The organism is Streptomyces prunicolor, from assembly GCF_045162825.1.
Classification (GTDB): domain Bacteria; phylum Actinomycetota; class Actinomycetes; order Streptomycetales; family Streptomycetaceae; genus Streptomyces; species Streptomyces prunicolor.
Genome location: NZ_CP108676.1, coordinates 10,276,026 through 10,288,244, shown reverse-complemented (window position 1 = coordinate 10,288,244; position 12,219 = coordinate 10,276,026). Strand labels below are relative to the sequence as shown.

Annotated in this window: 9 protein-coding genes; 6 read left to right on the top strand and 3 right to left on the bottom strand. The window is 69.9% G+C overall.

Annotated elements, in window-relative coordinates; genetic code table 11:
- The first annotated feature begins 45 nt into the window (after window positions 1–45).
- The 6 genes from OG588_RS46540 to araD all read left to right on the top strand — a co-directional run bounded on the left by OG588_RS46540 (window position 46) and on the right by araD (window position 8,659).
- Window positions 46–1,011 (top strand): carbohydrate ABC transporter permease, encoded by a 966-nt coding sequence (locus OG588_RS46540; RefSeq protein WP_405952573.1) that lies wholly within the window; start codon window positions 46–48, stop codon window positions 1,009–1,011.
- Complete coding sequence (locus OG588_RS46535; protein ID WP_405952572.1) at window positions 1,008–1,862, top strand: carbohydrate ABC transporter permease; 855 nt, start codon at window positions 1,008–1,010, stop codon at window positions 1,860–1,862. Before OG588_RS46540 ends, OG588_RS46535 begins: the two co-directional genes overlap by 4 nt.
- A 137-nt stretch (window positions 1,863–1,999) precedes the next feature.
- Entirely contained in the window at window positions 2,000–4,522 is a 2,523-nt protein-coding gene (locus OG588_RS46530) for a CBM35 domain-containing protein (protein WP_405953391.1), read from the top strand.
- A gap of 129 nt (window positions 4,523–4,651) precedes the next feature.
- On the top strand, window positions 4,652–6,334 hold the full coding sequence (araB, locus tag OG588_RS46525) for a ribulokinase (RefSeq protein WP_405952571.1): 1,683 nt from the start codon (window positions 4,652–4,654) through the stop codon (window positions 6,332–6,334).
- Between the two features lie 50 nt (window positions 6,335–6,384).
- Window positions 6,385–7,902 carry an L-arabinose isomerase gene (gene araA, locus OG588_RS46520; RefSeq protein WP_405952570.1) on the top strand — a complete coding sequence of 506 codons (1,518 nt, stop codon included), beginning with the start codon at window positions 6,385–6,387 and terminating at the stop codon, window positions 7,900–7,902.
- A 37-nt stretch (window positions 7,903–7,939) separates the two neighbouring features.
- A complete protein-coding gene (gene araD, locus OG588_RS46515; protein ID WP_405952569.1) occupies window positions 7,940–8,659 on the top strand; it encodes an L-ribulose-5-phosphate 4-epimerase AraD in 720 nt (239 codons plus the stop codon).
- Between the two features lie 25 nt (window positions 8,660–8,684).
- Here araD and prcB read toward each other — a convergent pair whose 3' ends face one another.
- The 3 genes from prcB to OG588_RS46500 form a co-directional block, all read right to left on the bottom strand.
- Complete coding sequence (gene prcB / locus OG588_RS46510; RefSeq protein WP_405952568.1) at window positions 8,685–9,539, bottom strand: proteasome subunit beta; 855 nt, start codon at window positions 9,537–9,539, stop codon at window positions 8,685–8,687.
- 72 nt (window positions 9,540–9,611) lie between these two features.
- Window positions 9,612–10,577 (bottom strand): YbhN family protein, encoded by a 966-nt coding sequence (locus tag OG588_RS46505; RefSeq protein ID WP_405952567.1) that lies wholly within the window; start codon window positions 10,575–10,577, stop codon window positions 9,612–9,614.
- Entirely contained in the window at window positions 10,574–12,055 is a 1,482-nt protein-coding gene (locus OG588_RS46500) for a hypothetical protein (RefSeq protein WP_405952566.1), read from the bottom strand. Before OG588_RS46500 ends, OG588_RS46505 begins: the two co-directional genes overlap by 4 nt.
- Window positions 12,056–12,219: the final 164 nt, after the last annotated feature.

Sequence of the window (12,219 nt, the reverse complement as noted above, 5' to 3'; positions counted from 1 at the left end):
CCGCCCGTCGGCGGTGTGCCCGGGGCCCGTACCGGAGGTAAGAAAGTGGTGGACACCGCCACGATGGACGCTCTCGACGCCACGCGCGCGAAGAGCCGGGAACAGGACGAAGCTCAGGTCCGGCCGTCCCGGCGCGACCGGCTCCGCGGCAAGGCCAACCAGCCGTGGTGGTTCGCTCTGCCCGCGCTCGCCGTGTTCGGCGTGTTCTTCCTGCTGCCGAATCTGCTGAACTTCGTCTACCCGTTCACCGACTGGTCGGCGTTCCACTCGCAGATCGGCTTCGTGGGACTGTCGAACTTCAGCACCATCCTGCACGACGGGTCGATGGCCCGTGACATCCGCATCACCCTGGAGTACGCGGTCCTCGTGGCCGTCTTCCAGAACGGCTTCGGTCTCGCCCTCGCCCTGCTGCTGGAGCGCGACACCCGCTTCAACCGCTTCTTCCGCGCGGTGTTCTTCCTCCCGGTACTGATCTCCGCGCTCGCCGTCGGCTACATCTTCCGCGCCCTGCTCGCCCAGGACGGCGCGCTCAACAGCGTGCTGTCCTCGCTCGCCGGACACCATGTCGACACCCCCTGGCTCGGCTCGACCACCTGGACCCTGGTCGTGGTGACCCTCATCCACGGCTGGAAGTGGATGGGCCTGGCCATGCTGATCTATCTGGCGGGCCTGAAGAGCATGCCCGGTGACGTCCTTGAGGCCGCCCGGATCGACGGGGCCGGCTGGTGGCGCACCTTCTGGTCGGTCAGGTTCCCGCTGCTCGCACCCGCCGTCACCTTCAATGTGACGACCGCGCTGATCGGCTCCATGAACACCTTCGACATCGTGCAGGCGACCACCGGAGGCGGTCCCGGCGGCGAGACCGAGGTCTTCAACATCTACATGTTCCGCATCTTCGGCCAGGGCCTGTACGCACAGGCGTCCGCGATGAGCCTGGTGCTCTTCCTCATCGTCGTCGTCCTCGCCGTGCCCGTCATCGTCGGCCTGCGCCGCAGGGAGAACAACCAGTGACCACCGTTACCGCGTTCGCCCCCGCACACCGGCGCCCGCTGCGCTGGATCCAGCCGCTCGTCGTCCTGATCGTCGCCGGCGTCACCATCGGCATCCCGCTCTGGCTGGTCGCGGTCACCTCGTTCAAACCACAGGCCGAGGCGATCAAGCCCAACCTGTCCCTGCCCCACCACGTCCAGGCCGCCGCGAACTACAAGCAGAGCTTCGACGAGGGCAAGATCGTCCAGGGCTTCGTCAACAGCCTCCTGGTCGTCGCCCCGTCCGTCGTGCTCGTGCTGCTCCTCGGAGCGGGCGCCGCCTGGGTGTTCGCCCGCCGCAAGGGCCGCCTGGTCAACACCCTGTACGCGCTGAGCATCAGCGGGCTCCTGCTCCCTCCCGCGGTAATCACCATCGTCATGGAACTGCGCCAACTCGGCCTGGCCGGCACCCGACCCGGCATGATCGGCGTCTACGCCGGGATGTACCTGTCCACGTCGATCTTCTTCATGACCGGGTTCATCCGCGCCCTCCCCGAGGAGCTGGAAGAGGCCGCCCGCATGGACGGCGCGGGCCCGATCCGGGTCTTCTTCCGCATCATCCTGCCGCTCCTGCGCCCGGTCATCGCCACCGCGACGATCATGGTGATGCTCTACGCCTGGAGCGACATCTTCTACGCCTTCTTCGTCCTCGGCGGCGGCGACAAGGCCACCCTCCCGCTCAACCTCTACCAGGTCGCCAACGCCCAGCTGTACCTCAACAACTGGCACCTGATCTTCGCCTACGTCGTGATGATGAGCCTCCCCATGGTCCTCGTCTTCGTCATAGCGCAGCGCCGCATCGTCTCCGGCATCACGAGCGGCGCCGTCAAGTAGGCCAAGCAGCCCCGGGGCCAGGCCAGTTGAGCCGCCCCGGTCACCCCTGAAGTACCGACAGCCTCCCGCAACGCCGCGGGAGGAGGAGGACAGCCATGCCTCGAACACCCCGTAGATCCCGTTCCGTTCGCGCCCTCATGGGCGTGACCGTAGTGACCGCCGCCCTCCTGGGCACGGCGCTGACCGTCCCCGCCGCGCAGGCGGCCACCCCGACGCTGAGCGTCGACCTCGGCACCACCACCGGCGCGGTCATGCACGGAGCCAACGGCGCCCTGTACGGCCTCAGCGACGACGGAGTTCCGGGCGACAACCTCGTAACTCCCCTGCACATGACGTCAATTGCGCAGAAGGCACCCGACGGCACCCAGCACCCGAACGGTGACGCGCTGGTCGTCCAGCCGGAGTTCGCCCGCGGTGGCGGCGGCGACAACCTCATCTACATGCAGGACATCTACGCCTCGTGGCCGTACGAGAACCTCGGGCTGAGCGACTACCTCACCAAGGTCACCACGATGGTCACCAAGGTCGCGGCCCGCTCCGACGCGAGCACGTTCGTATGGGTGCCGTTCAACGAGCCGGACGGCAACTGGTATACGGGGCTTGGCAGTTCGACCACGTCCACGTACAACAGCGCGCTCGCCAGCTTCGAGAGCGACTGGACGACGGTCTACAACAAGATCCGCTCGATCATCCCGAACGCGCGCATCGCCGGCCCCAACGAGACGCACTACGACGCCCGCCTCATGGGCGACTTCTACCCGTGGGCCAAGGCCAACAACGTCCTTCCGGACATGACCACTTGGCACGAGCTGGACCCGACCTCCCTCTCCAACTTCGAGGGCAACCTCGCCGCGTACCGCACCATCGAGACCAACGCGGGCATCAGCCCCCGCCCGGTCAACATCAACGAGTACGGCGACCGCCGCGACCTCTCCGTGCCGGGCCAGATGGTCCAGTGGATGTCCATGTTCGAGCGGAACAAGGTCTACGCCGACCAGGCGTACTGGGACATCGCGGGGAACCTGGACGGCAACGTCAGCCAGACCAACATCCCCAACGGCGACTGGTGGCTGCTGCGTTGGTACGCGGGCCTGACCGGCCAGACCACCAAGGTGACGCCGCCGCAGGCCAACGTGATCGACACGTTGCAGGGCATCGCGTCCCTCGACACCGGCCGCAAGCAGGCCCAGGTCCTCCTCGGCGGCGGTACCTCCGGCTCGGCGAACACGGTCATCAAGAACATACCGTCGTCGTTCGGCAGCACCGTCAACGTCTCGGTGGAGCGCACCGCTTGGAGCGGCTACGAGGGTGCGGGCCCGGCGCCCGCAGTGCTCGCCCGTAGCACCTACACGGTCGCCTCCGACGGCAGCATCACCGTCCCGCTGACCAGCCTCGACCCGATGTCGGCCTACCGCATCGTCGTCAACCCGGCCGGCACCGGCACGCCCACCGCCGCGAGCACCCCGGCGACGGCGTCGTACGAGGCCGAGAACGCGACCATCACCGACGGCACCGTCTACACCCAGGGCAGCGTCACCAACGCCTACGGGTACGCCACTTCGGGCACCAAGGACGTCGGCGCCCTGAACCAGACGGACAGCAAGGTCGCCTTCACCGTCACTGCCCCGACCACGGGCACGTACAACCTGAACGTCTTCTACGGCAACCAGTCCGGCGGCCCGGCGACCCAGACCCTCACGGTCGACGGCGGCTCGTCCCAGACGGTCACCTACTCGCCGACTCTGAACTGGCTCTACCGCTCCACGGCGAGCGCCTCCGTCTCCCTGACGGCGGGCACGCACACGATCACCCTGGCCAAGGGCACGAACGAGGTCACCCTCGACAAGATCGACCTCACCGCGGCCTCCACGGCGGACACTTCCTACCCGGCCACGTACGCGGACATCACCGGCTCGCCGACCTACAACTACACCGCGTCCGGTACGACGGGTGCCGGTGCGCTCGCCCTGACCTCGGGCACCTCGGCCGCCTTCGACGTCTACGCGCCGACCGACGGCTACTACACCGTGCACACCGACTACTCCTCCAACGGGTCCGGCACCCTCACCCTGGACGGCGCGACCGCCGTCACCCTGGCCTCCACGAGCGGCACGCTCACGGACAAGAGTTCGCGGCTGTACCTGTCGGCGGGCAACAACCGCATCACGGCGGCCACTTCGGGCTCCACCACGCTGACCGTGCGCGATCTGCGCGTGTCCGCGAGCGCCGACACCACGGGCGTCTCCGCGTACGAGGCGGAGAGCGCGACCCTCGCGGGAACCGCCGTCGCCACCTCGGACAGCTGGGCCTCGGGCGGCAAGTACGTCGGCTATGTCGGCAACGGCTCGGCCAACACGCTCACCTTCCAGGTGACCGCGGCCAGTGCCGGGCGGTACGTCATGAACGTCCGCTACGCCAACGACCAGGTCTCCGGCTCCGGGAACTACAACACCAACGTCGTCTCCCGGGCGGCCCAGATCTCCGTCAACGGCGGCACCGCGCAGACCGTCATGTTCCGCAACAACTACAGCTGGTCCAGCTACTGGGACCTGCCCGTCCCGGTGACGCTCACCGCCGGCACCAACACCATCAGCTTCGCCAACGCGAGCGCCTACGCACCCAACATCGACCGCATCACGGTCGCGCCGGTCTCCGGCTGACCGTCGACTCCGGTCGGGGCCCGGGCACTTGTGCCGGGCCCCGACCGGGGGTTCCATCCCAGAGATTCACTCTCCACTACATTCGACATGCCGAACAATGCCTGAGATATCGAACAGAAGGGCGGCCCGGTGGTGAACGCCGAGAACAGCGAACACATCCATCCCGACACCTACGTCATCGGAGTCGACTACGGGACGCTCTCCGGACGGGCCGTGGTGGTCCGTGTCGCCGACGGCGCCGAACTGGCCGCCGCCGAGCACCCGTACACCCACGCCGTCCTCGACCGCGCCCTCCCCGACGGCACCCCGCTGCCACCCGACTGGGCGCTCCAGGTCCCCTCCGACTACATCGACGTCCTGCGCGTCGCCGTACCCGAGGCGCTGGCCCGCTCCGGCGTCCGACCGGACCAAGTCGTCGGTATCGGCACCGACTTCACCGCCTGCACGGTCCTCCCGGTCCTCGCCGACGGCACGCCCCTGTGTGAACTCCCGGACCTCGCCGGCCGCCCGCACGCCTACGTCAAGCTCTGGCGCCACCACGCCGCACAGGCCCAGGCCGACCGCATCACCGCACTCGCCGCCGCACGCAAGGAGCCCTGGCTCCAGCGGTACGGCGGGAAGATCTCCTCGGAGTGGGAGTTCGCCAAGGCCCTGCAACTCCTCGAAGAGGACCCCGAGCTCTACGAGTTGACCGAGCGCTGGATCGAGGCCGCCGACTGGATCGTCTGGCGGCTCAGCGGCACCTACGTCCGCAATGCCTGCACCGCCGGTTACAAGGGCCAGCTCCAGGACGGCAGTTACCCCTCCCCCGACTACCTGGCCGCGCTCAACCCCGACTTCGCCGGCTTCGTGAGCGACAAGCTCGACCAGCCGATCGGCCAACTCGGCGACCGCGCCGGTGGGTTGACGGCGGAGGCGGCGGCCTGGACGGGCCTGCCCGAGGGCATCGCCGTGTGTGTCGGGAACATCGACGCACACGTAACAGCGCCTGCGGCCACCGCCGTCGAACCGGGCCGGATGGTCGCCATCATGGGCACCTCCACCTGCCATGTGATGAGCAGCGACCAGTGGGCCGAAGTACCGGGCATGTGCGGGGTGGTCGAGGGCGGCATCCTGCCAGGACTGTGGGGATACGAAGCCGGACAGAGCGGCGTCGGCGACATCTTCGGCTGGTTCGTGCGCACCGGGTTCCCCGCGTCGTACGCCGAGGAGGCCGCCGCGCTCGGCCGCGACCCGCACGAACACCTCACCGCCCTCGCCGCCGAACAGCGGGTGGGCCAGCACGGGTTGATCGCCCTGGACTGGCAGAGCGGCAACCGCAGCGTCCTCGTCGACCACGACCTCAGCGGTGCCGTGGTGGGTCTGACGCTGTCCACCCGCCCCGAGGAGATCTACCGGGCGTTGCTGGAGGCCACCGCCTTCGGCACCCGCACCATCATCGAGGCGTTCGAGACGTCCGGCGTTCCCGTGCGCGAACTGATCGTCGCGGGCGGCCTGATGAAGAACCCGCTGCTGATGCAGATCTACGCCGACGTGACCCGGCTCCCCCTCGGTGTCATCGACTCGACGCAGGGTCCCGCGCTGGGCTCGGCGATGCACGCGGCGGTCGCGGCCGGTGTGTACCCGGACATCCGGGCCGCCGCCCACGCCATGGCCAAGGCCCGCCCGGCCGTGTACGAACCGGACCCCGAGCGGGCCGCCGCGTACGACCGCCTCTACGCCGAATACCGGCTCCTGCACGACTACTTCGGCCGCGGCGCCAACGAGGTCATGCACCGTCTGCGTCACCTCCGCGCCGAGGCCTCCGCCTGAGCGGCACCCCTCCCCCGTTCAGCGGTCAACTCCCTTTGAAAGGAACCTTCATGGACACCAACGCCACGCCCTACCCCGACCAGGAGATCTGGTTTCTCACCGGCAGCCAGGGTCTGTACGGCGACGACATCCTGCACCAGGTCGCCGAACAGTCCCGGAGCATCTCCGAGATCCTCGGCGGCCCGGGGAAGATCCCGGTCAGGATCGTGTGGAAGCCGGTCCTCACCGACGCCGACGCGATCCGCCGGCTGTGCCAGGAGGCGAGCGCCTCCGACACCTGTGTGGGCGTGATCGTGTGGATGCACACGTTCTCGCCGGCCAAGATGTGGATCGCCGGACTCAGCGCCCTGGACCGGCCGTTGCTGCATCTGCACACCCAGTACAACCTGTCGCTGCCCTGGCCCAGCATCGACATGGACTTCATGAACCTCAACCAAGCGGCCCACGGCGACCGGGAGTTCGGGCACATCGAGTCCCGACTCGGCATCGACCGCAAGGTCGTCGCCGGTCACGCCACCGACCCCAGGGTCGTCCGACGGGTGGCTGCATGGGCCCGGGCCGCCGTCGGCCGCCACGCCTCACGCACCCTGAAGCTGGCCCGCTTCGGCGACAACATGCGCGACGTCGCCGTGACCGAGGGCGACAAGGTGGAGGCCCAACTGCGGTTCGGTTACTCGGTGAACACGTACGCGGTCAACGACCTGGTGGCCGTGGTCGACGAGGTCGAGGACAAGGAGGCCGCCCAACTCGCCGCCGAGTACGTCGAGTTGTACGACGTCGTCCCGGCGCTGCGCCCCGGCGGCATCCGCCACGACTCGCTGCTGTACGCGGCCCGCCAGGAGATCGGCCTGCGCACCTTCCTCGCCGAGGGCGGATTCACCGCGTTCACCACCAACTTCGAAGACCTGGGCGGGCTGCGCCAGTTGCCCGGTCTCGCCGTCCAGCGCCTGATGGCCGACGGCTACGGCTTCGGCGGTGAGGGCGACTGGAAGACCTCGGCGCTGCTGCGCACGCTGAAGGTCATGGGCGCGGGACGGCCCGGTGGCACCAGCTTCATGGAGGACTACACCTACCACCTCGGCCCGGGCACCCCGCGCGTCCTCGGCGCCCACATGCTGGAGGTCTGCCCCTCGATCGCCGACGGCCGCCCCAGCTGCGAGATCCACCCCCTGTCCATCGGCGGCCGTGAGGACCCGGTCCGCCTCGTCTTCAACGCGGCCCCCGGCCCCGCCGTGGTCGTCGGCCTGTCCGACCTCGGCGACCGCTTCCGACTGACCGCGAACACGGTCGACGTGGTCACCCCGAGCGAGCCCCTGCGCCGCCTCCCGGTGGCCCGGGCCGTGTGGAAGCCGCGCCCCTCGCTCGCGGAGTCCGCGGAGAGCTGGCTGCTGGCCGGCGCCCCGCACCACACCGTGCTCAGCTCGGCCGTCGACACCGAGACCCTGACCGACTACGCGGCCATGGCCGGCGTGGAGCTGCTGACCATCGACGAGACCACCAGCACCGGGCAGTTCACCAAGGAGATCCGCTGGAACGCCGCCTACCACCGGCTCGCCCAGGCCCTGTGACACCCGTGATCCTGATCGATCTGCAAGGAGAACACCGATGACCGCGCGAGTCCGTGACGGCCTGCGGCAAGAGGTACTGGACGCCAACCTGACCATCCCCCGGGTCGGTCTGGCGACGCTGACCTGGGGCAATGTGAGCGGTGTCGACCGTGCGGCGGGGGTGTTCGTCATCAAGCCCTCGGGGGTGCCCTACGAGGATCTCGCCCTCGACCACCTGGTGACGGTCCGGCTGTCCGACGGCAAGGTGGTCGACGGCGACCTGCGCCCCTCCACCGACACCGAGACCCACCGCTGTCTCTACCTGGCGTTCCCGTCCATCGGCGGTGTCACCCACACCCACTCCACCCACGCGGTGGCCTTCGCGCAGGCCCGCCGTGACATACCGGTGCTGGGCACCACTCACGCCGACACCTTCAACGGGCCCGTCCCGTGCACCCCGGACCTCACGGCCGACCAGTGCGCGAAGGACTACGAGTACAACACCGGCCGCGTCATCGTCGACATGCTGAAAGGCGACGACCTACGGGCGACCGAGGTCCCGGCCGCCCTCGTCGCCAACCACGGCCCCTTCACCTGGGGCGCCACCGCCCGCAAGTCCCTGGAACACGCGATCATCTGCGAGGCCGTAGCGCAAATGGCGACCCACACGCTGGCCCTGTCCCCGACGGCCCCACCACCCCCGCATCTACTGGCCCGCCACTACACCCGCAAGCACGGCCCCGACGCCTACTACGGCAACCCGGCCGCCGCCCTCTGACGGATGCCACAGCCGCCCGTGTCGCTCAGGGCGCGACTCTCGGACCGTCCGGGTGGCTGTGGCGTTGTTCGACCATCTCGCGGGTCAGGGCCTCGGTCTCCGGCTCCGGGAGCCGTTCGAAACCGTCCTCGGTGATCACCGAAACGATGGGGAAGATACGGCGGTTGAGGTCGGGGCCGCCGGTGGCCGAGTCGTCGTCGGCCGCGTCGTACAGGGCCTGAAGTGCGGTGAGGGCCGCGTCACGCCGGGACATGCCCTTGTGGAACAGCTTCTTGAGAGAGCCTCTGGCGTACGGGGAGCCGGAGCCCTCGGCGTGGAAGTCCGGCTTCTCGTAGGTGCCGCCGACGACGTCGAAGGTGAAGATACGGCCCTTGGCGCCTTCGGCGGCGGCGGGGTCGTAGCCGACGAGGAGCGGGACGACGGCGAGGCCCTGCATGGCCTGGCCGAGGTTCTGCCGGATCAGTCCGGCGAGGCGGGTGGCCTTGGCATTGAGGGTCATCGGGGTGCCCTCGATCTTCTCGAAGTGGGTCAGCTCGACCTGGTACAACTTCACCATGTCGACGGCGAGCCCGACCGTACCGGCGAAGGCGACCGCGGTGTAGTCGTCCGCGGGGTGCACCTTCTCCAGGTCGCGCTGCGCGATCACGTTGCCCATGGTGGCCCTGCGGTCGCCGGCGATCAGCACGCCGTCGCGGTAGGAGAGGGCCAACACCGTGGTGCCGTGAGGGAATTGGTCGGCGCCGGCGCGTACGCCCGCCGGGAAGGGACGGCGGGTGGGCAGCAGTGCGGGCCGGTGTGCCGCGAGGAACTCGGTGAAGGACGAGGTCCCGGGAGTGAAGAACTCGTCCGCCAACCGGCCACTCGTCTCATGCTCCGCCATACAACTCCCCCTCGCCCACGGACAGATATCGGAGTCCTACCTGAACCGGCCGGGCTGGAAACGCGGTTGGGGTCAGAGTGCCTTGCGCCGGACCAGCACCCCGAGCACCAACAGGCCCGGGATCAGGGGCAGCCACACCGTGAGCAGCCGGTAGCCGAGGACGACGGAGGCGGCGGCCGACGCCGTGGTTCCGGAGGCGGTGAGCGCGAAGACCAGGGCGGCGTCGAGGGAACCGATGCCGCCCGGGGTCGGCAGCAGGGCGGCGGCGCTGCTGGCGGCGAGGTACAGCAGTGCGACCCGGGCCGGGGACAAGGGCAGTTCGACGGCCTGGGTGACACAGATCAGGACCAGGCAGTTCAGCGCGGCGAAGGCCAGCGAGCCGCCCCACAGGGCAGCCGCCCGGTGCGGCCGGACATGCACGGCCCGGATGTCGGTCAGCACCGTGCCGAGAGCCCGCCGACACCGGGGCCACAGTGGGCAGTTGAGAAGTACGGTCACGAGCACGACGACCGCGAGGACGACACCCACCGCGCCCAGGGAGATGTCCGGGACGCGCAGCACCCCCGGACAGACCGTGGCGAGGACGCCGATGAGCACGACCCGGACGACCACGCCTGCGGTCGCCTTCACGGCGAGAGCGCTGGCCGAGCGGCCGACCGGCAGCCCGCAGCGCATCAGGAACCGCAGATTGACGGCACCGGCGCCGAGCCCGGCGGGCAGCACATGGTTGGCGGCGGACGCGGCGAGCTGTGAGGCCACCAGCCTTTTCCCGGGCAGCCGTTGGGGTACGGCACCCTGCTGGGCGAGCGCCGAGGACACCCACGTCCCGAGCGCGGCCGTCCCCGCCACCGCCAACCACCCCTGATCAGCGACGGCAAGCCGCCCGGCCCCGCTCTCCAGCACGGGCCAGTGCCGCCGCACCATACAAACCACGGCGACCAGGACAGCGAGGGTCAACCCGGCCTGCCAGTAGGCGTGTCGGCGGCGGGTGGTGGGGGTGCGGGTCGTCGTCGGGGTGGGAGCGGGCGGTGCCGTCATCCGCCGCCGCCCTTCTCCGCGCTCGGCGCGACACGTAGTTCCAGCGTGCCGTAGCGGTGGGCGGGCCAGTCGCGGGCGTACGCGGGTGGGCGGCCGCCGGTCGGCCTGATGTCGGCGACGGGCATACGGCGGGCCGTCCGATCGAGGGTCGTCAGGGACGTGTTGGCGTTGTGGCCGCCGATCGCGGCGGACGCACAGCCCGCGTAGAAGGCGATCGGGATGGCGTCCTGGCCGGTGAGCAGGCAGGGTTCGCGTACGCCGAGGCGGTGGAGTTCGGCGGCGATGCGGGACCAGTCGCGGTGCTGGGTGTTCGTACGGTCCACCGTCCGTTCCAGGACAGCGAGTTGGATCGCGAGATGGCCGGCGAGACCGATCGCGAGCAGGGTCACGGCCGCCCGCCGCCAGGCTCCGGTCGGTCTGGTGACCAGGTGGATCAGTCCGTCGGCGACCGGGATCGCCACCAGCGCGTAGGCGGGCAGCAGGAAGCGCGGGGCCGCGTATCCGATCATGAACAGGTACGGGAAGGCGGCCGTCGCGGCGCAGGCGAGCGGAACGAGGGTGGTCGCGGTGCGGCGCGCGCGGACCGCGACGACCAGGCCGACGACGGCGAACAGGGGCAGCAGGAGCCACCACACGTCGACCACCGGGTTGGGCATCTCCGCCGTGCACGGGCGGCACAGCGCGCGTCCGCCCAGGCTGCGCAACTGGTCGAGGACCGCGACATTCCAGCCCAGTCCGCCCTCGATCGCCGAGGCCTCGTGCAGCCGCTGCGTCAGGCCGCCGTAACTGACGTACGCCTCGATCACCCACTCCGCGGCGCCGGACGCGAGCCCGGCGAGGAGGGCGACGAGCAGGCGCCGGCGGCGGACGGCCACCACGAGGACAAGCAGGGGCAGCGTCACCCAGACCGCGTCGGTCGGGCGCATCCACGCCAACAGGGACGCGCTCGCCGCCAGGCCCCACAGCGCGGCCCGGTCCGAGCGGTCGGTCCAGGCGCGCAGGCAGCAGCCCGCCGCGGCGAGGGCGCCCACGGCGACCCAGTAGTTGGGCATGGCCTGCAGGCCGTAGAGGAGGGTCACCCAGAGGGAGGCGAACAGGGCGCCCGCCAGGGCGAGGACGCGGGTGGGGAACAGGCCGCGCCAGGCGCGGAGGGCGAGGAAGAGGGCCAGGCCGGAGAGTGCGGCGAGGTAGACGCGGAGCAGGACGGTGGACGAGGACCAGGAGGTGACGGGGGCGACCAAGAGAGAGATGCCGCGGGCCCGGGGCGCGCTGAAGAAGGCGGCGGGGGCGTGCGCGCTGAGCTGGCTGACGTACACGGTCTCGTCCCAGCCGAGGCCCAACCCGGGGCGTACGAAGACCAGTTGGGCCAGGGTGAAGGCCCCCGCCACGGCCGCGAGCGGGTACTCCGCGCGGCGGGACGCGGTCGGCGTTCCGAGCCGTCGGGTCCCGGCGAGTGTGGCGTACGCGCTGCCGGACATTGCCCACCCCTCCCCCTACAGTTTGTAGGGTCTCCTGCACCCTACAGCCAGTGGTCCTGTAAGGCCGGAGCGAGGGAAAACATGGACAAACTACCGCGCGACAGACGGGACTGCGGCCTGTGATTCAGCCAAGCGGCGGACGACAGCCGAACGGCGACGGTCAG